Source organism: Marinomonas sp. S3726, from assembly GCF_000967665.1.
Classification (GTDB): Bacteria; Pseudomonadota; Gammaproteobacteria; order Pseudomonadales; family Marinomonadaceae; genus Marinomonas.
In genome coordinates this window covers 66,250-90,581 of record NZ_JXYC01000004.1, presented here as the reverse complement: position 1 = coordinate 90,581, position 24,332 = coordinate 66,250, and the positions used below count along the sequence as shown (strand labels likewise).

The following is a 24,332-nucleotide window of genomic DNA, read 5'->3' as shown; positions in this document are numbered from 1 at the left end:
TATAGAAAGTTTACCCATTTCGAAAAAACGACGCTTTTTAAAAAGCCTTTGTCTGTTGTGTTCAATCAAGACTCAGGTGGCTACCTAGGCTAAACCAAGTTTATCCTAGGTAAAGTGCGAGTGAGTTTATGAGACGAATGTTGAGAAGTAATCATCCCAACTTTGGTGCTTGCGACCTGCTGCTTGTTCAAACTGGCTAGGGTTATCTGATTTACCCTCTTTGATACCTTGATAAATGCCAGCAATAACATTGCCAATAAAATCACCCAATTCCGCCATTCTTTCTTGGCGAAAGTCATCAAATGAAACTGCATGATAAGCAAGCTTAGTATCAAATGCTTTATTCATGTATTCAGCAAGTTGTTGTTGAGTGAGGGACTGACCATGCAAATTGTATGTTTGCCCATTGTGCTTATCCTCCGTCAACATACGCGCATAGGCATAGCCTAACTCCGCACGGTTGGTATAGCCGCATTTGCCTTCACCAGCACAGTTATAAATACCTCCCGCCTGCTTATAGCTCTCTATGTATTCAACATCTGGTTCGATATAGATACCGTTACGACCAATGACCCATTCAAGCCCACTCTCACGTATATCTTGTTCTGTTTGTCGATTGCTCTGAATAACAGGAGAGAAAGCAGTACCTTCTTCAGCACCTTGCACACTGGTATAGACAATCTTCTTTACCCCAGCTTTCTTAGCCGCCTCAATAATATTCTTGTGCTGTTGAATGCGCTCATCCGGTGCATCCATACCAGATACCAATAGCAGCACATCGATAGATACAAGTGACTGGGCGAGCTCATCGGGTTTACTGTAATCCCCAGGGCGAACTTCTACGCCAAGATGCTTAGCTTTTTCAACTGTTCGTGCAAGGCCAACAACATGCTTACTTGAAAGCAACTCAACACAGGCTTTTACGATAGCTGCCCCTAATTGTCCGCTGGCTGCAGTAACGGCTATTTTCATGGTTTCTATTCCTGTTTAGTGATTAGAGTTCAGTGACCCTAGTGCTTAAATAATACTTAACTTGCCATTTACCGATAGGTAAATCTGAGCGAATGAGTGGTAATTATCTAACCCCTAAACGATTAGTTTGAACGGTAGTAAAGTGCAGTTAAATTCCCATCTATTTTCTGAACATTAAAGGGGATACCGTAAATGCCTTCTAATATGTCTGGTTTGATAACCTCTTCAACACGGCCGCTTTTAATGATTTCTCCCTGCTTCATAGCAAGAATATTGTCTGAATAGGCTGAGGCGAAATTGATATCATGAATGACAATGACGACAGTTTTATTATGTTTCTCAGCAAGCTTTCTAAGAATCGACATAATGTCCACTGAATGTTTTATATCCAGATTGTTTAATGGCTCATCTAAGAAGATATAGTCAGTATCTTGGGCAACTACCATAGCGATAAACGCCATTTGCCTTTGGCCTCCTGATAACTGATCAATATATCTATCTTGCAAATGAGTGATTTCAAGATGATGTAATGCCCTGTCTATCAATTCATTATCTTTAGGGGTTAAGCGTCCTTTAGAGTGAGGGAAACGGCCAAATGAAACTAGCTCTCTCACGGTAAAGCGCATATTGATATTATTAGACTGACGCAGCACCGCCAGTTTTTTGGCAAGTGCTTCACTGCTCCATTGCTCTAGTGCTTTATCGGCAATCACGACATTACCGGCATCAGATTCGGTTAATCGACTGGCCATAGAAAGGAGTGTGCTTTTCCCTGCGCCATTAGGACCAATAACACTGGTCACTTTACTTAGGGGAAAAAGGGCGGATGCATTTTTTACCACGTACTTTTCATTATATTTTTTACTTAAACCACTAATACGTATCATGAGAGGCTTACCTTAATTTAACTTCTGTTTCATCAGTAACAATAAAAAGTAACTGCCACCGAAGAAGTTGATGATGACACTGATGGTCGTTTCAAAGTTTAAGAGGTGCTCGACTATCCATTGCCCGCCAACGAGAACAATGATTGAGATAACAGATCCGGCTAGCATGAGAAAACTGTGTTGATAGCGAGTAAAAACTTGTCGAGTTAGGGCAACGACGACCAAGCCAAAAAAGAGAATAGGGCCAATAAGTGCGGTAGCAATCGATACCATTAGGGTGACAAGAAAAATCACCTGCATAGTTAGTTTGTGAGTGTTTACTCCCAAACTCGTTGCATTGTCTGCGCCTAACCAAAGGACATCGAGTTTATGGGCAAGGCGAAATAAGCAGGCGCCACAGATGAGCAATGGCATGATGCACCAGTAGACCAAGTCTTTATTTACATTATTAAAACTTGCGAACATGGAATCCTGTATGTAAGCGAACTCATTTGGATCAATGATCATGGTGAAAAAGCTTGTAACACTTTGGAAGAGACTTCCAAGCACTATGCCGATTAAGAGTAGGGTGAAAATGTTTCTTTTGTGCTTTTTAAAATAAAAGCCAAAGAGGGTCATCGCACTAACGAGCATAATGCTTGTTGCTAACAGAAAATTCATTTCACTATTGATAACAAAGACACTGCTGCCGCCAAATATCACGATTAAAAGCACTTGAATCATCACATAGAGAGAGTCAAAACCTAAAATTGAAGGTGTCAAAATACGGTTATTAGTGATGGTCTGAAACACTATGGAGGATGACGCAATCGCCATAGCGGCTAACAGAATCGCGATCAGCTTGGGGATCCGACGTGATAGAAAAAACTGATAGTTTTCTGGTGTTAGTCCTTTTCCAATAAACAGCGTGCTTAGAAGCAAGGCTACAACAGCAAGAGCCAGTAATTTTGCCGAATCACGCATTGGATTTATCCTTTAAAATCAGATGAATAAAGACTGCGCCGCCAAATATACTAATGATAATTGAGATTGGAATTTCATAAGGGAAGACGATGATTCTCCCTAATATGTCGCAGATCAGTACCAGAATGACACCGGTAAAAGCAACCCAAGGCAGGTTACGGCGCATATTGTCACCGATAAAAAGAGACACCAGATTAGGGACAATAAGGCCAAGGAAGGGCAGCATGCCCACTATCATGACGACAGATGAAGAGAGTATGGCTACTAACACTACGCCGATCAGCACTACTTTTTGATAGTTGATACCTATGTTCTTAGCAAAGCTTTCCCCTACACTGGCCGCACTAAATTTATGAGCATATAAATAGGCAAGGATAGACACAGGTAAAGCTAGGTATAGAAACTCATAATTGCCTTTTAACACAGAAGCGAAGTTTGCGACTGTCCAGGATCCTAGTGTTTGTACCAAGTCATACTTGTAGGCAATAAAGGTTGTCATTGAAGACACAAGGTTGCCGTACATAATGCCAATTAAGGGAACTAAGACGGTATTTTTGAATTTTAGATGCTGTAGGAAGCGTACAAAAATAACGGTTCCCACTAGGGAAAAGGTAAAAATGCTGGCGAGGTGAACCCAGTTAGCACTGCCTGCAAAGAGAATTAGCGCCACAATATAACCAAACATGGCCCAGTCAATCGTGCCTGTGGTGGAAGGGGCCGCAAAACGGTTTTGTACAACCTGCTGCATGATTAAGCCTGCAATGCTGAGCCCAGCGCCTGCAAGGATAATGGCTAACAATCTAGGTATACGACTGGTAAAAAGGATATCTAAGCTGTGTGGGTCACTAAGGTTAGCAAAAGAGAGCTCTGCTACACCGATAAATAATGAAGCACAAGCAAGGCTTAATAACAGGCCAATGGCGAGAATATGAGGGACTTTCATAGCATAAGAGTTGGCATAGCAATCTGGCTATGCCAACTAAGGTAACCTACTTGTTTATTGCTTTAGTAAGATCATTAATCATGGTCAATGTTGATTCATAACCACCTGGTGCTAAATACCAAGCCGCTGGATCTAAGTAGATGATTTGACCATTTTTAGCAGCAGGGGTTGCGTTAACCAAATCATTGTTAAATAAGGTTTTTGCTTTACCTGAGCTCATACCTATTGCTTGTTCGCGATCCATAATCAGCAAGACTTCTGGTTTAGCGTCAGCAATATATTCAAATGAAATTAAATCACCGTGTCGACGTGGTTTAGATGACACCTTTTGTGATTTGCTGGCTTTAAAACCTGCTTCTTGATAGATAAAAGAAAAGCGGCTGACAGGTCCAAACATGGATACATTATTGCCACTATTCATCACAGTCAGAGCCTTAACACTCTGTTGAGATACTTGAGCATTTAAATGCTCAATACGCTTTTCCACATTGTTAATTAGCTGGCTCGCTTCTTGTTCTTTATCCAGAATATCACCCAAGGTTTGCCAGTGCTGTTTGGTGCTAGCCCAGTAATCTTGCGTGTCGATATCTAACATATAAGTAGGTGCGATTTCAGTAAGGTCTTTATAGCTTTTACCTAGGCGAGCCTCAGCAATAATCAATTCAGGTTTTAATTCAAACAAGGTCTCGTAATTTACTTCCTTTAGGCCACCTGTGTTGGCGTATTTATCAGAAGCATATTGACTTAAGTAAGGCGGAATATTTTGCTTAGGAAGGCCAACAGGTGCGACACCAAGCGTATTGAGGTAATCCAGACTTGAAAATCCCAGTACAACGATTCGTTCAGGAGTATTATCTAGCGTTACTTTACCCATGTCGTGTTGGTAGGTTTTAGCAAGGACACTGGAGGAGCCAATTGCAAGCAGGAGAGAGGTTGCAGCGGTTAGCAGCTTGGTTGTTAATGTCATAGTGTTTTCCGTTGGCTCAATGGAGGCAAAAAGATTACGAATAAGAATTATTCTCGATTCGGGGGAGGTTAACACAGGCATAACCTTGCGCAATTTAATCTGGAGATAATGGTTATTTAGAATTTAAATAATGTTTTTGACAGGCTAAATAGTTTTTTGTCAGACAGGCGTTTGTTTCCTCTTAGACAATCAGATAGGTACATTTTAGCCCGGCCGGATTCGCTCTTTTTATTGGGGGCAAAAGTTAAAGTTTGGTTTTAGATTTATACAGGCCGGCTAAGCGATTATGGTCTGATTTAATCTCTTCTTCCATAAAGTCAAAGAAGGCTTTAACCCTAGCTGAGTGCTCAAGGTCGCTATGTGTCATCATCCATAAATCAGTGCCCTTGTGTTCCATTTCTATATCTACCTTTTGTAGTTTTTGAGATGAATCCCCGATGAAACAAGGCATATAGGCCAGCCCTATACCTTGCTCCGCAGCAATCATAAGTGGCTCGTAAGAGTCCGCTTTGAGAATAATTTGTTCTTTAGGAATGGCCTCAGAAATGATGCGATTTGCGCTTCTTTGGATTATGGCGGGTGTTCTGCCTAACCATTGAGCGGATTTCAATGGCTGTTTGCCTTGGAGGCTATTGAGATAGTTAGGGTCGCCATAAACACCAAAAGCAATCTTGCATAACTTGGTGGCTTTAACCGACTCGGGCAAGGTATTGGCAGGTCTAATTGCAACATCGGCATCTAGATGTGACAGATCTAATAAGCGTGAGGTGACATTAAGCTCTAACTGTATTTTAGGATATAACCTATGAAAACTCGCTAGGTGTTTGGCTAAAACCAACCTTAGCAGCGCATCTGTGGTGGTTAACCTGATGACGCCTTCCAACTTCATTTCTTGACCGAAGATTTTACGCTCTAAGGCCTTCACTGTTGTTTCTATTGAGAGGGCAGAATCAAGTAACTCTTGCCCTTCTGCTGTCAGCTTATAGCCATTTGGCAACTTATGAAAAAGCTGTAATTTGTGCCTGTGTTCGAATGCATTGATTCGGCGAAGTACTGTGCTGTGGTTAACGCCCAATGACCTTGCCGCCGCAGCGACAGAACCTTCATTGGCAACGGTCAGAACATATTGTAAATCGCCCCATCTAATGCTGTGCATTTATGCATATCCAATGTGTTTAATTGATGAATTTATATAAAAATTAGCACAGGTATAGTAATTACAACAACCACGAAAGCTCATTTGGAGACACACCATGTTTAACAAACAGACGTTTATTGCGCTATTCAGCCTGCTTGCCTTTTTTCAGATTTCATCAGCCTCAGCGGGCTCTGATACTTATAAAAAAGCAGATTCTGCTAAGACACTGGAAACGGCTCAGGCATTTTTATGGGCCGCAGGGTCAGGTGATATGAAAAAGCTAGATGCTCTCATGACAGATGATTTTGTTTGGCATAACGAAGGCGATTCAAGTATTCCTTGGATTGGTAATTGGGAAGGTAAAAACATTGTATTTGATTCCTTCCTTCCTCACTTTGGCGCAGGCTTAAAAGTAACAAGTTGGTCGACGGATTATAGTTTTGCTAATGGTGATCAAGCTGTCTTTATGGGCACCATGAGCGCGATTGCGAACGAGTCTGGTAAAGATACTGGTAAGTTTAGCTGGGCAGTACGAGTACAGGTCGAAGATGGCAAGGTGAAGAATTGGAACTGGTTCGAAGATAGTTATGCCGTGTCTAAAGCCTTCCACGGTGAAAACTAAAACCAAGTGATTCAGATATATCATTAAAAGATATATACCTGATAAAAGCCGTAAAACAAGCACGCAGAATGGGGTCATCCTTCATTCTGCGTCTTTGTTTGGTAAGTCGTTACTTTGATTATAGGAAGATAGGATGCTATTCGCGCGTTTAGCCACAATTACTTATGTTATTTGGGGGCTGTTGCACCTTTTTGCTGCTTACGAAGTTTATTCGCTAGGTAAAACCCTTGAAGAGGGTGTGATACAAGGCCGTATTCTACAAGATGCTTGGAACATACTTTTCTTTGCATGCTTCGGAACGTTTGTTGGCGTTAAGTACATTTGGAACAACCAAAGAATAGGGCACTGGCTCAATTGGGTGGTAGTTAGTGCTGGTGATATTGGCTTTATCCTCAACATGTTAGTACCTGGCTATATTTCACTTGTTCCTGGTGGGTTAGGCCCCTTGTTTTGGCTCTTGGCTGCAGGTCTATCTATGTTAGCCATGATAGATAAAAGACAAGAAAAGCAGGTTTAGGAGCAGCTCTTTTAGGCGCTTCTTATTTAGGAAAAGTGGTGTGGGAATGACAAGGTCGTAATGACAAAAGTGAAATGTTTGAAGTCCACTTATGCTAACAAGTTAGATAGGGGAGGCTTAAAACGTCTCCCTTATCTAAAAACACTAACAATCACTCAATATTCTGAATCTGCTCGCGCATTTGTTCGATCAGAACCTTAAGTTCCACCGCGCTTTGGGTGGTTTCGATGACAATAGATTTAGAAGAAAGAGTATTGGCTTCGCGGTTAAGTTCTTGCATCAAGAAGTCGAGACGACGGCCTATCGGGCCTTTTTGCTTAAGTTGACGTCGTACTTCTTTGGTGTGAGCAGCAAGGCGATCTAGTTCTTCGGCCACATCGGCTTTTTGTGCCACAATGACAATCTCTTGTTCAACGCGTGTTGGCTCAAGCTCTAGTTTAGCTTCGGCCATTTTATCTAATAGGTTTTGCTTTTGCGCGGCGATGATTTCAGGCAATTTCGCCTGAACTTCTACAACGATGGCATCGATAGCATCTAAGCGCTGGTGGATCATTTCTTCTAAGGCTTTACCTTCACGCAGACGGACTTGGATCAGATCTTTTACTCCGGCAGAGAAAAGCGCTAATACTTCTTTTTTCATGGTATCAAAGTCGTTACCTGAGTCTGCCAATATGCCTGGGTACTGTAATACGTCCAGTGCCGTTGGTTGGGCGAGATTAGGCATGTGTTGCGCCAGAGCTTGTAATGCTTGGGCTAGGCTCTGGGCATTATCCGCGTTGATGTTTAAGCCAGAAGAGGCTTTATCTATCGCTTGGAATCTCAGTTGGCACTCAACTTTACCGCGAGTAAGCTGCTTTCTTAGTTGATCCCTTAGATTGAATTCCAGCTCACGAAAGCCTTCTGGCATGCGAAAGTGCGGCTCAAGATAACGTTGATTTACCGAGCGAATTTCCCAGCTTATTGTGCCCCAGTCGAAAACGGCTTCCTGACGGGAGAAGGCGGTCATGCTTGCTGTCATAATCTCATCCATTGCAATTGTTTTAAGTCGATTCAATATTGTGCCTAAGTGTAACTCAGGCCTGATTCTAGGAACAGCTAAGAGAGGGGTTAGAATCGTGCATAAAAAGGTGTTTTATTCTGCTTATTTGATACTTTATTTGTTGGCTTAGATGAGTACATTCCATGTGAGCTTAGTTATAATTAGCCTTTTCCAAATTGAAGTGAGAGATGAGTATGCGTCCAAGTGGCCGAGCTGTAGATCAGTTACGTGATCTAAAAATTACCCGCAATTTTACTAAGCACGCGGAAGGCTCCGTATTAATTGAATGTGGCGATACTAAGGTGATTTGTACAGCGACCTTGGTGCCTGGCGTACCTCGTTTCTTAAAAGGTAAGGGTCAAGGCTGGATAACAGCAGAATACGGCATGCTACCACGTTCTACCCATAGTCGTGTTGATCGTGAAGCGGCACGTGGTAAACAGACTGGCCGTACAGTAGAAATTCAACGTCTTATTGGCCGTTCTTTGCGTGCTGCGGTTGACCTTAAAAAGCTAGGCGAACATACCATCACAATCGACTGCGATGTGATTCAAGCAGATGGTGGTACACGTACTGCCTCTATCACAGGTGGTTTTGTTGCTTTAGCTGACGCGGTTAAAAAATTAGTTGAGAAAAAGAAAATCAAGGAAAATCCGATTGTCTCTCAAATTGCAGCGATCTCTGTGGGTGTCTATAAAGGTGAACCTGTGCTTGACCTAGATTATCCAGAAGATTCAAATGCTGAAACTGATATGAATGTGATCATGAATGATAAAGGTGGTTTTATCGAAATTCAGGGCACAGCAGAAGGGGAAGCCTTCTCTGATGAGCACATGATGGGCATGCTAAAAGTTGCACGTAAAGGGATCAATGAAATCCTACAAGCGCAGCGTGACGCCTTGTTTGAAAAATAGCCTTAATTAGGCTTTATAAGACGCTCGCTTCCTTATGGTCAGCGGGCGTTTTTTGTTTTCTTTTGCTAAACAAACTGAACCCGACTTTACTTTTTTCACTCCCCTCTAATTAAGAAAAATCGCGCAATTGACGATTTTAGCGGCTTTTTTGTTACCTTTTCTGCTTTTTATCACCATTATTATTCGCTTCCTAGTGTGCTAAAACATGACCCATGACGTTTCTCTCGGCTTTTTAAGAGGCAAATTCAAAGTTTCATAAATTTGCCTTGATTACTGTGTTACAAAGAAATGGCTTAGCAAGATGAGTGTTTTTTGATCACTCAGTTATTTCTTGGTTTAGGCATAGAAGTAATCAGGAAGTCGTACTTTTGAATTAATGAAGGAGCAAAATATGAAGCTTGTTATAGTTGCAGCAGGACGTACACCCGTAGGCGCATTTGGTGGTGGATTAGCGAGCCTTTCAGCCGTTGATCTAGGCAGCCAATTACTGACAGGCTTATTAGACAAAGTACCTGCCGCTAAAGATCAGATTGATGAAGTGATACTTGGACAAGTGTTAACGGCAGGTTGTGGTCAAAATACGGCACGTCAAACCGCGCTTAAATCTGGCCTATCTGAATCTGTCTCTGCCATGACAATTAATAAGGTCTGTGGTTCTGGCTTGAAAGCAGTACAACTTGCAGCGCAGGCGATTTTGGCGGGTGATGCAGAGCTTGTAGTTGCCGGTGGCCAAGAAAGCATGAGCAACGCACCTCATGTGTTACCTAATAGTCGTAATGGTAGCAAAATGGGTAACTGGGCCATGGAAGACAGCATGGTGAAAGATGGCCTTTGGGATGCCTTTAACGATTACCACATGGGAGTGACAGCGGAGAATATTGCTAAAAAGTATGACATTTCTCGTGCTGATCAAGACGCTTTCGCAGTGGCATCACAGCAAAAAGCAGGTGCGGCAATGGAAGTGAATCGATTTGCGGAGGAAATACTGCCTATTTCTGTTCCTCAGCGTAAAAAAGATCCAATTATCGTTTCTCTTGATGAACAGCCTAAACCGAATACTAAACTGGAAAAGCTAGCCAGCTTAAGAGCGGCCTTTGATAAAGAAGGTACAGTAACGGCGGGTAATGCCTCTAGTCTTAATGATGGTGCAGCTATGGTGATTGTTGCCAGTGAAGAAAAAGCTAAAGCACTGGGTTTACCTATCCTAGCGGAAATTTCTGGTTACGCGAATACGGGTATTTCACCAGAAATCATGGGCACAGGGCCAATCACTGCGACCCGTAAATGCCTTGAGAAAGCCCAATGGCAAATTGAAGATCTGGACTTAATCGAAGCAAACGAAGCTTTTGCAGTGCAAGCCATTAGCGTTAACCGTGAGCTAGGTTGGGATACAGATAAGGTCAATGTAAATGGTGGCGCGATTGCCCTTGGTCACCCAATTGGTGCCTCAGGTTGTCGTATTTTAGTGACCTTGATTCATGAAATGCATAAGCGTGAAGTGGATAAAGGCCTAGCGACATTGTGTATTGGTGGTGGAATGGGAACAGCACTTGCTGTGACTCGTCGCTAATGCCTTACTGTTATTAAGCTAAAAAATAGTCTTTTAAGCCCTCTATATAGAGGGCTTTTTTATATCCGCTTGTTACTGCCTTTGGTTACTTTATGTGTAAATAGGGTTAGATATTCATGATATTTGTTTTCGTTATGTAAAATCAAAGTGATATTGCTTTAGTGTAATAACATGGTGTTTACTTAAAGGCATGAATTGAATGTGCTTAGGGGCATGGAAATTCATATAAACCCAAATAACTTAAACAAAAATAAAAAAAGGGAATATCGTGAAAAAGCCTATTTTACCTGCTGTCATGCTAGCGTCTGTTATTTCTATGCCAACTATGGCAGAAGTGCCATTGTCTGGGGTGTGGACCTTGCAGGACAGCAACAATACTCAGGAAACCTTGGATTCAGCCATCGAGGGCGTGGTACAAGAAATGAACTTTTTGTTCCGTGCTATTGGTCGAACGGTACTTAAACGTGAAACCCATGTTTGCCACTCTTGGATGCTAGCCACCACAGATGAAAGCTTCCTTTGGCAATGTGATGAAATTCCAGCTAATGAACTCGCTTTAACGGCTAATCAAACTGAAACCATGAGTGATGATGGTCGTTTAATTACTGGATCATATAAAGAAGGGGATAGATATGTTGCCACTATCTTGGAGTCGGAGCGTGGTAAGCGAACTAACTTGTGGCGTATGGTGAGTGAAAATGAGCTTGAATATACCACCACGCTTGAGTCCGATAAGATTCCGAAGCCGTTAACATGGAAGCTCACATACACACGTAATTAAGCTTTCTATTTAGCTTTGCCAAGGTGATTTTATTCATCGAGTATTTGCTAAAATTCATCAAAAATCAGACATAATTAATCAATATGTCGATAAAAAGCGCGAATTGTGAAGAGTTTGCGCTTTTTTTGTATCTTCCTTTTTTCCTTTGATCTGTTGTGAGAGAGTCGAATTAGGGATAAAAATATATAAACATATCTCATATTAGTTATATCACTTAGGTTTTTGTTGCTTTTGGGTTATATCATGTTGTTTACTAGGGTAGAACTTAGCGTATTAGCTTCTAGCATGACGTTAGCAATAACCTTAAAACCAACAAAAACAATAAAAGGGGAAAGATGTGAAAAAAACGATTTTACCAGCCTTGATTATCGGCTCTAGTTTATCCATGTCTGCGTCTGCAGAAATGATCGAAGGTGTTTGGCAAGTACAAGGTGCTGAAAACACACAAGCTACTTTAGATACGGCAGTAGAAGAAGTGGTACAAGAAATGAACTTCTTTATTCGTAAAATTGCCCGTTCCAAACTCAAGGAACAAGCGCAAGTCTGTAATACATGGAACTTTGCGGCTTTAAACAATAATTTTTCTTGGCAGTGTAACCAAGATGAAGTTTTTGAACTTGCAGCAAGCGCAAAAGACCAGCCTGTGACTAAACAAGATGGTTCTACTTTTACTGGCACTATTAACCGTGGCGATGACTTTATTGCAACTGTCTTGACCAGTGACAAGGGTGTTCGCACTAATATGTGGAAGATGGTGAGTGAAAATGAAATGCTGTACACAGCAACAATAGAGTCTGAAAAACTACCTCAGCCTCTGACTTGGACCTTGAGCTATAAACTAGCTCAATAAGTTCATTGTGGTAACAAGGTCCCCAGCCTAGATGCTGTGACGTTAGGCTTTTCTGAACAGCATCAAAAAAACCGTTATCGATCACTCGATAACGGTTTTTTTATGTCCTCATACTTAACCTTAAGTGGGATGACCTAAGGTTAAGCGAGTTCTCTGTTAACTTGATCTACTAACGAGACACTGCACCGTTTGGTGCTAGCGTGTTAGTGAGTACAGGTGAGTTCTCTTTGAAGTATTCAACCAATACGTCTGCATCTACATAACCTGAGTTATTGTAGTTAGCATGATCAGTCATTTTAGGGTAACCGTCACCACCTGTAGCCACATAGCTGTTGATAGCAATACGGTAAGTTTGATCATCTTTGATTGGCTCACCGGCAACCTTGATGTTAGTTGCAGTACCGTTTCTCAAAGCAAAAGATACACCGTCGAATTGAGCGAATGCACCAGAACCCGCTTGCTTGCTACCGACAGCTGTTAGGTAGTCAGTTAGTTCAGCAGCAGATAGGTCGACAGAAGACACCATGTTACCGAAAGGTTGTACTTTTAGTACGCTCTTATAAGTAACTACGCCAGCTTCCATGTTGTCACGAATACCGCCAGAGTTCATGATACCAACATCAGCACCTACTTTTTCGCGCATTGCTTTAGCTATCAAGTTACCTAAGTTAGTTTCTTGCTTACGAACAACAGAACGATCACCAACAAGTAAGTCATCAACAAAACCCACTTCTACTAGTAACTCTTCTTGACCTTTTTCTTGGTAAGGACGAAGCATAGCTAGCATTGCTGGATCTTGTGCAATCTCTTGTTCGATGAATACGCGTTTCTTAGTTCCGTCAGCTTGAACAACTTTTTTCTTCAAGTTAACTGGAATTAGACGGTAATCAGAAGAGACGATATCGCCATTTTTGATGACTAGATCTAGACGACCAACATATTTACCCCATTCTTGTGCTTGCACAATAAGAGTACCGTTTTGCTCATCTGGTTTTTCTAGTTTGTTTTGAGAGTGACCACCCACAATGACGTCGATACCAGGTACACTACGAGCCAGTGTTACATCACCAGGAGCGTTACCGCCGTAATTACCATTGCTGTAGTGACCCATGTGAGTCGTTGCCACAACTAGGTCTGCTTTTTTGTTTAGTTCAGGGATCAAATCTGTTGCAACTTCAACAGGTGTTTTAATCTCTAGACCTTCTAGGTACTCAGGGTTACCCAGTTTTACGGTATCGTCAGTGGTAAAACCAACAACAGCAACACGTAGGTCATTTACTTCAAAAATTTTATAAGCGTCAAACAGCGGATCGCCAGTTTCTACGTCAATCACGTTAGCAGATAGGAATGGGAAACCAGCCCATTTTTGCTGTTGGATCAAGACTTCACGAGAGTTATCAAACTCGTGGTTACCTAATGCCATAGCATCATATTGCAGCATGTTCATGCCTTTGAAATCAGGCTCGGCATCTTGTAGGTCAGATTCTGGAATCCCTGTGTTAATGTCACCACCAGATAATAGTAGAGAAGCACCGCCTTCCAGCGCAATCTCTTCACGTAGGTTATCGATAAGGGTTTTACGAGCAGCCATGCCGTATTCACCGTTACGGTTTTCCCAGAAACGACCATGGTGATCGTTAGTGTGAAGGATAGTAAGTTTATATTCTTGATCTGCTTCCCATGTAGGAGCCTGTTGGCCTACAGACGCACAACCTGCAATAGCAAGTGCAACACCTGAAATGGCGAAATGCGAGATATAACGCTTCATTGAGCTCATTGATTGTTCCCTTTTAGTTTTATACTTTTCTGTTATAGGGTTGTGCTTATGAAATTATCTTTAATTATTATATTTTTTAAACACAGCGCAAGACGATAAAACATTCGGATAAATATATCGATACTTAGTGAGTGAAAATTGACCATTTGTGCAGGAAAAAGAGAAAAAAGAGGAAAAAATCTATATTGAGGACAGTATATTAGTAAGTATTAATTAAAAAAACGCACTGGACGAGGCTGCCCAGCGCGTAAAAAAATGACCCATAAAAAGTGCAAAATTAGGCGTCTATACGCTCCCCAGAATCCTTATCAAATGCCACCGCTTTTGAGGTATCAAACATCAATTCGATGTCACTACCAGGCGCCGCTGGATATGCCGGATGACAACGGCAATTGATCTCACTGTCATTAATACGGGTAATGACCATGGTATCAGCACCCATAGGCTCAGTTACTTCAACATTTACTTGCGATTTAACCACAAACTCCAAGCCTTCTTTGTGGTGCTGAGGTTCAGTGATCATTTCTGGTCTTAGCCCCAACAATATTTCCTTACCTAGGTACGCATTAAGCGCTTCTTTTTTCGGGAAAGGTAAGAGTGTTGGTGTTTTAGTCGCTAGCTCAAGCATGATGCCATTATCTGTTGATACAACGGTCGCAGGGATAAAGTTCATGGCTGGAGAGCCCATGAAACCTGCCACAAACAAGTTGGCTGGATTGTCATAAATCTCTTGTGGTGAACCTAGCTGCTGTACTTCACCATCTTTCATCACGGCAATACGATCCGCGAGTGTCATGGCTTCGATTTGGTCATGGGTTACATAAACAATAGTTGTGCCCAATTTTTGGTGTAGCTTTTTAATTTCTGTACGCATTTCAACACGTAGCTTAGCGTCTAGGTTAGATAGCGGCTCATCAAACAGATATAGCTGAGGGCGACGCGCTAGGGCACGACCCATGGCAACACGTTGACGCTGACCACCCGAAAGGTGAGCTGGTTTTCGGCTTAAAAGGTGGTCGATTTGTAGCATCTCAGACACACGTTTAACTTCCACATCACGCTCTTCTTTTGGCACTTTACGCATCTCAAGACCAAAGGAAATGTTCTCTTCCACTGTCATGTTGGGATAAAGCGCATAAGACTGGAACACCATGGCAATATCACGATCTTTAGGATCGGCATAAGTGACATCTCTATCGGCTATCATGATGCGACCTTCACTTACATCATCAAGGCCTGCAATGGCATTCATTAGGGTTGATTTACCACACCCAGATGGGCCAACGAGAATTAAGAATTCACCTGCCTTAATAGAGATATCAATGCCTTTTAAGACTTCTGTTGATCCGTAGCGTTTCTTTACTTGTTCAATTATTAAATTTGCCATCTTGCTGCTCCGCAATATTATCAAGGGGACTGGAAGACACTGGGCGTATAGCGTTTATACGCCCATTCCAATCAATCACTCAGTTGTTTGTTTAGCCTTTTACTGCACCAGCAGTTAGGCCACGTACAAAGTATTTACCGGCTAAAACATAAACCAGCAGGGTCGGTAGGGCAGCTAGAATGGCTGCAGCCATATCGACGTTATATTCCTTACCACCAAAGCTGGTATTCACTAGGTTGTTCAAAGCCACAGTGACAGGCTGAGTATCAAAGCCTGAGAAAGCCACACCAAATAGGAAGTCATTCCAAATTTGGGTGAACTGCCAAATGATGGTTACCACAATAATTGGGGTTGAGATTGGCAAAATAATGCGACGGAATATGGTGAAGAAACCGGCGCCATCTAGTCTTGCCGCTTTAATCAGGTCACTTGGGATACCTTGATAAAAGTTACGGAAGAAGAGAGTGGTAAAAGCCACACCATACACAACGTGTACAAAGACTAAACCGGTTGTTGTGTTTGCTATTCCTAACCAACCTAATGTACGTGCCATAGGCAACAAGATAACTTGGAATGGAATAAAGCAACCGATCAAAAGTGCACCGAAGAAGATGTCGCTGCCTTTGAATTTCCACATGGAAATTACATAGCCGTTAAGTGCACCTATGATGGTTGAGATCAATACCGCAGGGATAACGATCTGAAACGAGTTCATGAAGTAAGGTGCGATGCCATTACAGCTACTACCGGTACAGGCGCCGCCCCAAGCTTTACCCCAAGCATCAAAATTAAGGCTACCTGGTAGTGATAACAAAGTACCTGAACGTATTTCTTCAACATCTTTTAGTGAGGTTAAGAACATCACTAAAAAAGGCATTAAGTAAACAGCCGCCATGCCTAAAAGGCAGATATAGAGTGCGACTCTTAATATGTGTTCTAAAGGCGTCTTTTGACGACGACTGGAGCTTGAGTTCATAGTGTTTGCGCTAGTCATGACGCTCTCCTCTTAGTTCTGAATAAAGATAAGGAATCAAAATAGCCAAGACACATCCCAGCATAACCATGGCAGAGGCAGAACCTAGACCAATTTGGCTACGAGTAAAGGTATGGGCATACATAAAGTTCGCTGGTAAATCAGATGAGTAACCTGGGCCACCATTGGTTAAGGCTGCGACTAAGTCGAAACTCTTAATGGCAATGTGAGACAGGATCACAACGGCACTAAAGAAAACCGGTTTTAGTGAGGGTAAAATGATGCGGCGATAAGTCGTGAAGATATTGGCGCCATCTAGGTTTGCCGCTTTAATTAAGTCACCATCAACACCACGAAGGCCCGCGAGGAAAAGAGCCATCACAAAGCCAGAGGCCTGCCAAACAGCGGCAATAACTAAGCAATAAACCACCTTGTCTGGGTTAACTAGCCAGTCGAAGGTAAAGCTTTCAAAGCCCCAATCAACCATCATTTTTTCAAGGCCGTTAGTTGGGTTTAGTAGCCATTTCCAAGCCGTACCTGTCACTATGAAAGAAATCGCCATAGGGTAGAGGTAAATCGTACGGATAGCGCCTTCGTTACGAATCTTCTGATCAAGGAAAATGGCTAACATCACCCCAAGAAACAAGCAGATCAAAATAAATAAGGCACCGAAAATCCCTAGGTTTGTTAGGGCGACTATCCATCTGTCATTTTCAAATAAACGCTCATATTGGCGTAAACCAACAAAGTCATAAGAAGGAAGCATGCGCGAGTTGGTCATAGAAAGGACAGCTGTCCATATCATATAACCATACATGCAGATAATAGTGACCACTATGGTCGGTGCCATCACTAGCTTAGGGATGAAATCCGCTAGTGAGAAGGACTTTGCTTGGGCCGCAGGTGTGGCTTTCGACTCAAGAGAGGAGGCTTTGATAGTCATAATAATGAGCTTCCGTAGAGCATCTAGTTAAAACCTTTGCAGTCGACAGTGCTTATTGGTGTTATCCATGGATGACATGAACTAGACCCACAGCAGGCTGCAAAGGTTTCGTAATTATAAACGTGAACTAAATCAGGTATTTGCGCGTCTCGTACTGGTTAAAAAGTGCGAGATAACAGCTGGGATATTATCTGTCCCAGCTGTTCAAACAGAGTCTTATAGGCTTGCTTTTACTGCACGCGCTAGTTTGTCGACTGCTTGTTCTGCTGTCATAGAATCATCATTGAAGAAGTTGGTTACTACGTCATAGATAGCGCCTTGCACCATAGATGAAGTAGACATACCGTGAGCCATACTTGGCGTTAGGTTACCTGTGGTTGAACTTGCTAGGAATGAATCCATAGAAGCGTGAGCACAAGTATCAAACTTCTCACGAGGCATGTTCAAACGTGCTGGGATAGAACCCTTGTTTAGGTTGAATGTTTCTTGGAACTCAGGCTCAAGGATTAAGCGCGCTAGGTCTTGCTGTGCTGCTTGGTTGTCTTTACCGTCAACCTTGAACATAGCTAGGCTATCAATGTTAAAGGTGAAAGAATCACTTGTACCTGGTGCTGGTAGGCAAACATAGTCGATACCGGCTTTTTTGTTTGCTGCAGTGAACTCACCTTTCGCCCAGTCACCCATGATTTGCATTGCAGCTTCACCATTGATAACCATAGAAGTAGCAACGTTCCAGTCACGACCAGAGAAACCTACATCAACATACTTTCTGACTTGCTTGAAAGTATTGAAAACATCGATCATGTCTTGGCTACGTAGCGCTTTGTCAGAGTGAGCGATGAAAGCTTTGTTGTAGAAGTTAACACCTTTCTCAAGCGCAATGGCTTCGAACAAGGTTGCGTCTTGCCAAGCTTGACCACCATGAGCAAGTGGTGTGTAACCAGCTGCTTTGATTTTTTCTGCTTCGACTAGGAATTGACCCCAAGACGTTGGCAGTTCAGCGCCAGACTTACGGAATACTTCTGGGTTAGCCCACATCCAGTTTACACGGTGAACGTTGACAGGCGCTGCTACATAGTGACCTTCGTATTTCATTACATCACTAACAACTTGAGGTAGAACCACATCCCATTCACCTTGTGCTGCAACTTCATCAAGGTTAGTTAGGAAACCTAGGCTACCCCATTCTTGGATAGTTGGTCCTTTGATTTGAGCACTGGCTGGTGGGTTGCCTGAAATGGCACGTGATTTAAGAACAGTCATTGCGGATTCGCCTGCACCACCTGCAACTGCGAAATCTTTCCAAGTGTGGCCTTCTTCAACCATCAAGCCTTTTAATACATTGATAGAAGCGGCTTCACCACCTGATGTCCACCAATGAAGTACTTCAACTTCTCCGGCATAAGAATTGGCTGCACCGACAGTTAGAGCGGCAGCAGTTAGAGCGAATGCAAACTTTTTCATGATAGTAACCCTTGTTATTTTTATTTCGGTATCTAGTACCAACTTAAGGTCTCTCATTGAGAGGGTCAAAATTGTGTATGAGTTGTATTTGAATTAGACCGAAAAGCAAATGGCTAATTTATGATTGATAACTCATAGTCATTCAATTTAGCAAAGTCTTTTAGAACAAGGGGTAAAGTAGAGCAACCTATTGTAACTTAGTCTTGCAAGATGCAACTTAGTCTTAATATCGTCTTAACGAAAAAGCTAACACACTGATTTATTTGGTTAAAAATAAAAGCAGTATGCCAGCAAAAATGAAGAAAAAATTTAATCTAGGCCGTGCTTGCCTTGATAACCACTGGTTAAAAAGGGCTTTTTCTCAACCTTATTTGTCTTTGTTGGTTTATAAATTTCTACCAATAAAGGGTAACAAGCTGTGTCATCATTTGAGTGACTGCTACCACAATCACCTCCTGGACAGGCTGATAAAGCACCTAATAAATCAATTTCAGCATAGAATTCGATAAAATCCCCCGGCCTTACTGGGCTGGCTTTCATGAAATATTGATGGGTATCTCGAGTAAAGCCAGTACACATAAAGACGTTCATAACATCATGAACATGGGGTTCGGCTTGCTCGGCACTCAGTTGCTGAGATTCAGCGAGCGCGCGAGTCAGGTTCGAATGGCAGCAATAATTGTAATCCACTTCTTTAAGCATATGGTTGGTGTAAGGATCACAACGTGTCCCTATAACATCATGCACACCAGCGCCATCATCATCCCAGCCATACCAATCTAGCGTATCCTGAGTAATAGTTGCCATAGGTCTAAGGTAAGGCATATTGCTCCAGAGTCTATCACCTGTGTTGAGGTGGCTGGCATGGAGTTGGCGAGTCTTACCGCTAAAAAAACGTTCATTTATATTGTTGGCATTCCATAAATTGAGGTCGCCTACTTGTGGCCCTTCAACACTGACAATACGAAAGAAATGTCCAGCAGGAACTTTGAAGCTCTTGCCATTTCTGGGTGGAATTAAGACTTGCGATACCTTTTCCATACCCTCTTTTGCTTGTTGGTAAAAAGCCTCATCAAAAGGAGGAAGACTCTCAACTTCGTAACACACTATGGGGTTTTTAGAGCGTCTAGCTTCTTTATCAGATGGGTGTTTCATATCCTTATCACTGATCATGTCTTTCTCCATTTGTATGAATCTTAAATGTATCCCTATTTCAGTGCTTTCTTATCTTAATTTAAACTTTTATTTCACTTGGCAAATAGTTCGCTTTCGATATCTCTAAAAGCTTTAAATTCCAAGGCATTACCCGAAGGGTCGCAGAAGAACATGGTGCCTTGTTCACCTACTTGGCCTTCGAATCTAACATAGGGCTCAATGAGAAACTCATCGATAAAGCCTCTGACTTTGTCAGCCAGTTTCTGCCATTCGTCAAACTCCAGTACAACACCAAAGTGAGGGACGGGAACACCATGTCCATCAACATGATTATGAATACTTTGTACTTTGCCATCTTTCCCTATGTTGGGGTTAAGGTGGGTAACGACTTGATGACCAAACATATTAAAGTCGATCCATTCGTTGGTACTACGGCCCTCGGAAAAGCCCATTTTAGTGCCATAAAAGTCTCTGGCTTCGTCTATGTCTCGAACAGGAATTGCTAGATGGAATGGGGTTAATTTCATAAATTTCTCCTATGCTGAATCTTGCCGGCGACCTTGCTGACCTCTCGTGTACTCGCAATACAGTGTGCTTGTAAACCAGCATGGGAGTAAACCCAGTAAAAGTGAATTTCACTCTAGAGAATTGAAAATAGGTTGTAAAAACTTTGTATTAAAGTCGTCTAATATTAATAGTACTGAATTAACTGTGATTATCAGAATAAAAAACTATCAAATTTATTTTTTAAAGTTTTATTAACTGAATAACTATTATGTTTTTCGGGTGTAATGCAGGCAAAACGTTGGCGAATTGTAATTGTTTATGTCTTAATCAATTTCATGAGAGGTGAAAAACTCGCCTGATCATAAATTATAATAACGGAGAAACAAGATGCTTAAAAAAACCTTGCTGACGACATCCATTGTATTTGGTGGCTTACTATCTACTGTGAATGCTGCGCAATGGCACATGCCAACCCCTTACGGCGATGCTAATCTTCCGACAAAACTTGCTTATCAATTCGCTGAAGAAGTTAAACAAAAAACAGAGGGTGATTTAAACATCACAGTTCACTCTGGTGCGTCCTTGGTCAAGCACACCGAAATTCCTCGTGCGGTTAAAACCGGTCAGGTACAAATGGGTGAAATCTTCATTGGAATCATGGGTAATACTCACCCTGTATTCAAACATGACAACATTCCTTTCTTAGCAACAAACTTTGATGATGCTGAAAAACTTTGGCAAGCAGCAAAACCAGAAATGGAAAAGCAGCTGAAGAAAGAAGGTATGAAGTTGCTTTATACCGTTGCTTGGCCTGCGCAGGGTTTATATACCAAGAAAGCGATTAATAGCTTAGCGGATATTGAAGGTTCAAGAATGCGTGCTTATAGCCCATCTACTTCACGTCTTGCTGATTTGATGGATACCACGCCTACGACGATTCAGGTTCCTGAAATTCCACAAGCTTTCAGCACAGGCATTATCGATGCCATGATCACCTCACCAACAACAGGTGTAAATGGCCAAGCATGGGACTACCTAAGCCATTACAACGATATCCAAGCTTGGATTCCAAAAAACATGGTGGTTGTGAACATGCGTTCTTTCAAACGTCTTGATAAAGACGTGCAGAAAATCATCATGGCAGCCGCTGCTAATGTTGAAAAGCAAGGTTGGGAACAAGTACGTATCAATGCTAAGCAAGACACAGATAGCCTAGCCGCTAACGGTATTGCCGTATCGACTCCAACAGCTAAGTTAGCAGGCGAGTTTAATAAAATTGGTGAAACTATGACGCAAGAGTGGCTTGATGAGTCTGGCCCAGAAATCAAAGCTTTGTTAGAAAACTATCAGCAGTAATTTTAGTTTTTATAGACCTCTTTACCTTACCCTCCCTGAGGTTTAGAGGTCGTTTTTGAAGGTTTTGGTTATGCGTAAATTATTAAATAATATCTATCTAGCATCGGGCTATTTATCTGGACTTAGCATCCTGATGATTACCCTTTTGATAGTGGCGCAAGTGGTAGGCCGATTATTCGGTTTTATCGTGCCGTCGGCCGAAGACTTTGCTGTCTATAGCTTAGCAGCAGCAACATTTTTTGGTTTAGCTTACACCTTTCATGAAGGTGGTCATATTCGAGTAACACTCGCCATTAAAGTTCTACCTCCTAAGATACGTCGTTTGCAAGAAGGCTTTATTTTGATTCTTGCTACCTTGCTTGCTTTCTACATGGCGTATTACATGGTGCATCTAGCTTGGGAATCTTATGACTTTGAAGAGGTTTCTTACGGATACATTCCTATTCCTCTTTGGATGCCTCAAGTACCTGTTGCTCTAGGGTCGATTATGTTTGCCCTTGCGATTGCAGATGATTTGGTGTGCATGTTGATGGGTAAAACCCCTAAGTATATGCGACATGAAGAGGAAGAACTGAGTTTGGATAATGATTTAGGAGGTGAGGTCTAATGGATACGATTACTTTATCTATCACCCTTGCCGCCGCTATGTTGTTGATGCTGGCTTGCGGTATTTGGGTGGCACTGTCTCTCATTGGTGTGGGGGTTTTGGGCTTATTGCTTTCGGGTAATGACCAAATAGGTTTGCTTTATGCAACTTCAAGCTGGGGTGCAACAACGTCTTGGTCGTTAACGGCTCTGCCTCTGTTTATTTGGATGGGTGAAATTCTGTTTCGGACCCGTCTATCGGAGGATTTATTTAAAGGATTATCCCCATTATTAAATGGGTTGCCGGGCAAGCTATTACACGTCAATGTTTTGAGTTGCGGTATTTTTGCTGCGGTTTCAGGGTCTTCTGCGGCAACAGCGGCGACCATAGGTCGTATGACATTACCTGAACTTAAAGAGCGTGGTTACAGTGAACGTATGGCGATTGGTACCTTAGCGGGTTCCGGTACCTTAGGTTTGTTGATTCCACCTTCTATCATTTTGATTGTTTATGGTGTGGCAGCGGAAGTTTCCATTGGTCGCTTATTCATTGCAGGCGCGTTACCTGGCCTTCTATTAGTAAGCATGTTCATGGGTTATACCGTGATCTGGGCCAAGCTGAACCGTAACGAACTACCTGCTCACGATGGGGCTAAGATTCCTTGGGCAGAAAAAATTATTGCTCTGCGTAAACTTTTGCCAATCGTTGCTCTCATAGTATTTGTATTAGGGTCGATTTACGGCGGTGTAACCACACCTTCTGAGGCCGCAGCCTTAGGTGTCGTGGGAGCCTTGTTCTTAGCTGTGCTATCAAAAGCGCTAAATCGTAAAAGCTTTGTCGATAGTCTGTTAGGCGCGGTAAAAAGCTCTTGTATGATAGGTTTGATCTTAGCTGGCGCGCACTTTCTTACCTTGGCGATGGGCTTTTTAGGTATTCCTAAGTCCTTGGCTTTGTGGATTTCTGCGATGACATTATCACCAACTGAGCTGTTAATTTACTTAACTGTTTTGTTTGTGATTTTAGGTTGCTTCTTAGATGGTATCTCTGTGGTTGTTTTAACAACGGCTGTGGTATTACCTATGGTACAACAAGCGGGTATTGATCTACTTTGGTTTGGTATCTATATCGTCTTGGTGGTCGAGATGTCTCAGATAACCCCGCCGGTGGGCTTTAACCTCTTTGTCATACAAGCATTAACAGGGAAAAACATATTATATGTGGCGCGTGCGTCATTACCTTTCTTCTTGTTAATTTTATTGGCTGTAGTTTTGATAACATGGTTCCCTGAAATCGTTACCTTCTTACCTACTAACATGAGCGGAAAATAAAACATGTCTGATAAACGTATTGTCTCTTCTTCACATTTAGCTTCTGAGAAAGGAGCGTCATTAAGTGAATATGAATTCGGACTGATTATTGCCAATAGTGCTTTTAATCGTTGGATGCAGCATTGTGCTAAGAGTGCGGGGGCCGTTGACCTGACACCGCTTGATATCTTAGTGGTGCATCATGTGAATCATAGGGAAAGAGCCAAGCGTTTAGCGGATATCTGCTTTGTACTGAATGTAGAAGATGCACATACGGTGAACTATTCACTGAAGAAACTACTTAAACGGGATTTAGTCCAAGGAGAAAAAATAGGCAAGGAAATGTTTTACCGTACTAGCGAAGAGGGACGCATTTTTTGTGAAACCTATCGTGATGTGCGCGAAGACTGCCTTACAGACTCGCTAAAGAATTTTAATTTTTCACCAGAAAAATTATCTGAAATGGCAGAGCACTTACGTGCTTTGTCGAGTCTTTATGATCAGGCCTCCAGAGCGGCAGCCTCTCTATAGGCTTACTAAAAAGTGTTCATTAAGACTTAACTTTGACTGTTATTTTACAGCCATAAAAAAGGCTGCCAGGCTTGCCTGTCAGCCTTTTTTATACCTCTATGTTTATAGTTGACTAAACTGTCAAACATTAAAAGGTAGGGATTAATATCTTTAAAAATTAATTTTAAAAGTAATAAAAACTTT

24 protein-coding genes are annotated in these 24,332 nt (G+C 42.1%); 10 read left to right on the top strand and 14 right to left on the bottom strand.

Annotated elements, in window-relative coordinates:
- Positions 1-126: 126 nt before the first annotated feature.
- The 6 genes from TW85_RS01590 to TW85_RS01565 all read right to left on the bottom strand — a co-directional run bounded on the left by TW85_RS01590 (position 127) and on the right by TW85_RS01565 (position 5,888).
- Positions 127-972, bottom strand: coding sequence for an SDR family oxidoreductase (locus TW85_RS01590; RefSeq protein ID WP_046015333.1), 846 nt, complete (start codon positions 970-972; stop codon positions 127-129).
- 122 nt (positions 973-1,094) lie between these two features.
- Complete coding sequence (locus TW85_RS01585) at positions 1,095-1,859, bottom strand: ATP-binding cassette domain-containing protein (protein ID WP_046015332.1); 765 nt, start codon at positions 1,857-1,859, stop codon at positions 1,095-1,097.
- A gap of 12 nt (positions 1,860-1,871) precedes the next feature.
- Positions 1,872-2,822 (bottom strand): iron chelate uptake ABC transporter family permease subunit, encoded by a 951-nt coding sequence (locus TW85_RS01580; RefSeq protein ID WP_046015331.1) that lies wholly within the window; start codon positions 2,820-2,822, stop codon positions 1,872-1,874.
- Entirely contained in the window at positions 2,815-3,765 is a 951-nt protein-coding gene (locus TW85_RS01575) for an iron chelate uptake ABC transporter family permease subunit (RefSeq protein ID WP_046015330.1), read from the bottom strand. The genes TW85_RS01580 and TW85_RS01575 overlap by 8 nt, the downstream gene beginning before the upstream one ends.
- 46 nt (positions 3,766-3,811) lie before the next feature.
- On the bottom strand, positions 3,812-4,732 hold the full coding sequence (locus tag TW85_RS01570) for an ABC transporter substrate-binding protein (protein ID WP_046015329.1): 921 nt from the start codon (positions 4,730-4,732) through the stop codon (positions 3,812-3,814).
- Positions 4,733-4,976: 244 nt separating this feature from the next.
- Positions 4,977-5,888, bottom strand: coding sequence for a LysR family transcriptional regulator (locus tag TW85_RS01565; protein ID WP_046015328.1), 912 nt, complete (start codon positions 5,886-5,888; stop codon positions 4,977-4,979).
- A 97-nt stretch (positions 5,889-5,985) separates the two neighbouring features.
- On the opposite strand from TW85_RS01565, the gene TW85_RS01560 reads away from it, so the two are divergent.
- Together TW85_RS01560 and TW85_RS01555 are read left to right on the top strand one after the other, a co-directional pair.
- The gene (locus TW85_RS01560) at positions 5,986-6,492 is read left to right on the top strand and encodes a nuclear transport factor 2 family protein (protein ID WP_084616073.1); all 507 of its coding nucleotides are present in this window, start codon (positions 5,986-5,988) and stop codon (positions 6,490-6,492) included.
- A 133-nt stretch (positions 6,493-6,625) separates the two neighbouring features.
- Positions 6,626-7,009 (top strand): hypothetical protein, encoded by a 384-nt coding sequence (locus TW85_RS01555; RefSeq protein WP_046015327.1) that lies wholly within the window; start codon positions 6,626-6,628, stop codon positions 7,007-7,009.
- 151 nt (positions 7,010-7,160) lie between these two features.
- Here the strand turns inward: TW85_RS01555 and TW85_RS01550 are convergent, their stop codons facing one another.
- Positions 7,161-8,027 (bottom strand): YicC/YloC family endoribonuclease, encoded by an 867-nt coding sequence (locus TW85_RS01550; protein ID WP_046015326.1) that lies wholly within the window; start codon positions 8,025-8,027, stop codon positions 7,161-7,163.
- Between the two features lie 215 nt (positions 8,028-8,242).
- Between TW85_RS01550 and rph the strand changes: the two genes are divergently transcribed.
- The 4 genes from rph to TW85_RS01530 all read left to right on the top strand — a co-directional run bounded on the left by rph (position 8,243) and on the right by TW85_RS01530 (position 12,163).
- Entirely contained in the window at positions 8,243-8,962 is a 720-nt protein-coding gene (gene rph, locus TW85_RS01545) for a ribonuclease PH (protein ID WP_046015867.1), read from the top strand.
- Positions 8,963-9,353: 391 nt separating this feature from the next.
- On the top strand, positions 9,354-10,532 hold the full coding sequence (locus tag TW85_RS01540) for an acetyl-CoA C-acetyltransferase (protein WP_046015325.1): 1,179 nt from the start codon (positions 9,354-9,356) through the stop codon (positions 10,530-10,532).
- Positions 10,533-10,800: 268 nt separating this feature from the next.
- A complete protein-coding gene (locus tag TW85_RS01535) occupies positions 10,801-11,313 on the top strand; it encodes a hypothetical protein (protein WP_046015324.1) in 513 nt (170 codons plus the stop codon).
- Positions 11,314-11,650: 337 nt separating this feature from the next.
- Positions 11,651-12,163, top strand: coding sequence for a hypothetical protein (locus TW85_RS01530; protein ID WP_046015323.1), 513 nt, complete (start codon positions 11,651-11,653; stop codon positions 12,161-12,163).
- Positions 12,164-12,332: 169 nt separating this feature from the next.
- Here the strand turns inward: TW85_RS01530 and ushA are convergent, their stop codons facing one another.
- The 7 genes from ushA to TW85_RS01495 all read right to left on the bottom strand — a co-directional run bounded on the left by ushA (position 12,333) and on the right by TW85_RS01495 (position 20,389).
- Positions 12,333-13,940 (bottom strand): bifunctional UDP-sugar hydrolase/5'-nucleotidase UshA, encoded by a 1,608-nt coding sequence (gene ushA / locus TW85_RS01525; protein WP_046015322.1) that lies wholly within the window; start codon positions 13,938-13,940, stop codon positions 12,333-12,335.
- Positions 13,941-14,217: 277 nt separating this feature from the next.
- Positions 14,218-15,327, bottom strand: a complete 1,110-nt coding sequence (locus TW85_RS01520; RefSeq protein ID WP_046015321.1) for an ABC transporter ATP-binding protein — start codon at positions 15,325-15,327, stop codon at positions 14,218-14,220.
- A gap of 91 nt (positions 15,328-15,418) precedes the next feature.
- On the bottom strand, positions 15,419-16,303 hold the full coding sequence (locus TW85_RS01515) for a carbohydrate ABC transporter permease (RefSeq protein ID WP_046015866.1): 885 nt from the start codon (positions 16,301-16,303) through the stop codon (positions 15,419-15,421).
- A 10-nt stretch (positions 16,304-16,313) separates the two neighbouring features.
- On the bottom strand, positions 16,314-17,243 hold the full coding sequence (locus TW85_RS01510; RefSeq protein WP_046015320.1) for a sugar ABC transporter permease: 930 nt from the start codon (positions 17,241-17,243) through the stop codon (positions 16,314-16,316).
- 216 nt (positions 17,244-17,459) lie between these two features.
- Entirely contained in the window at positions 17,460-18,707 is a 1,248-nt protein-coding gene (locus TW85_RS01505; RefSeq protein WP_046015319.1) for an ABC transporter substrate-binding protein, read from the bottom strand.
- A gap of 309 nt (positions 18,708-19,016) precedes the next feature.
- Positions 19,017-19,880, bottom strand: a complete 864-nt coding sequence (locus TW85_RS01500) for a DUF1989 domain-containing protein (RefSeq protein ID WP_157196872.1) — start codon at positions 19,878-19,880, stop codon at positions 19,017-19,019.
- Positions 19,881-19,954: 74 nt separating this feature from the next.
- A complete protein-coding gene (locus tag TW85_RS01495; RefSeq protein ID WP_046015318.1) occupies positions 19,955-20,389 on the bottom strand; it encodes a VOC family protein in 435 nt (144 codons plus the stop codon).
- Between the two features lie 367 nt (positions 20,390-20,756).
- Between TW85_RS01495 and TW85_RS01490 the strand changes: the two genes are divergently transcribed.
- The 4 genes from TW85_RS01490 to TW85_RS01475 all read left to right on the top strand — a co-directional run bounded on the left by TW85_RS01490 (position 20,757) and on the right by TW85_RS01475 (position 24,149).
- Positions 20,757-21,725: a TRAP transporter substrate-binding protein gene (locus tag TW85_RS01490; RefSeq protein ID WP_046015317.1), complete on the top strand. Its 969-nt coding sequence runs from the start codon at positions 20,757-20,759 to the stop codon at positions 21,723-21,725.
- 70 nt (positions 21,726-21,795) lie between these two features.
- Complete coding sequence (locus TW85_RS01485; RefSeq protein WP_046015316.1) at positions 21,796-22,332, top strand: TRAP transporter small permease; 537 nt, start codon at positions 21,796-21,798, stop codon at positions 22,330-22,332.
- Positions 22,332-23,639, top strand: coding sequence for a TRAP transporter large permease subunit (locus TW85_RS01480; RefSeq protein ID WP_046015315.1), 1,308 nt, complete (start codon positions 22,332-22,334; stop codon positions 23,637-23,639). Before TW85_RS01485 ends, TW85_RS01480 begins: the two co-directional genes overlap by 1 nt.
- Positions 23,640-23,642: 3 nt before the next feature.
- Positions 23,643-24,149 carry a winged helix DNA-binding protein gene (locus tag TW85_RS01475; protein WP_046015314.1) on the top strand — a complete coding sequence of 169 codons (507 nt, stop codon included), beginning with the start codon at positions 23,643-23,645 and terminating at the stop codon, positions 24,147-24,149.
- The last annotated feature ends 183 nt before the right edge of the window (positions 24,150-24,332 follow it).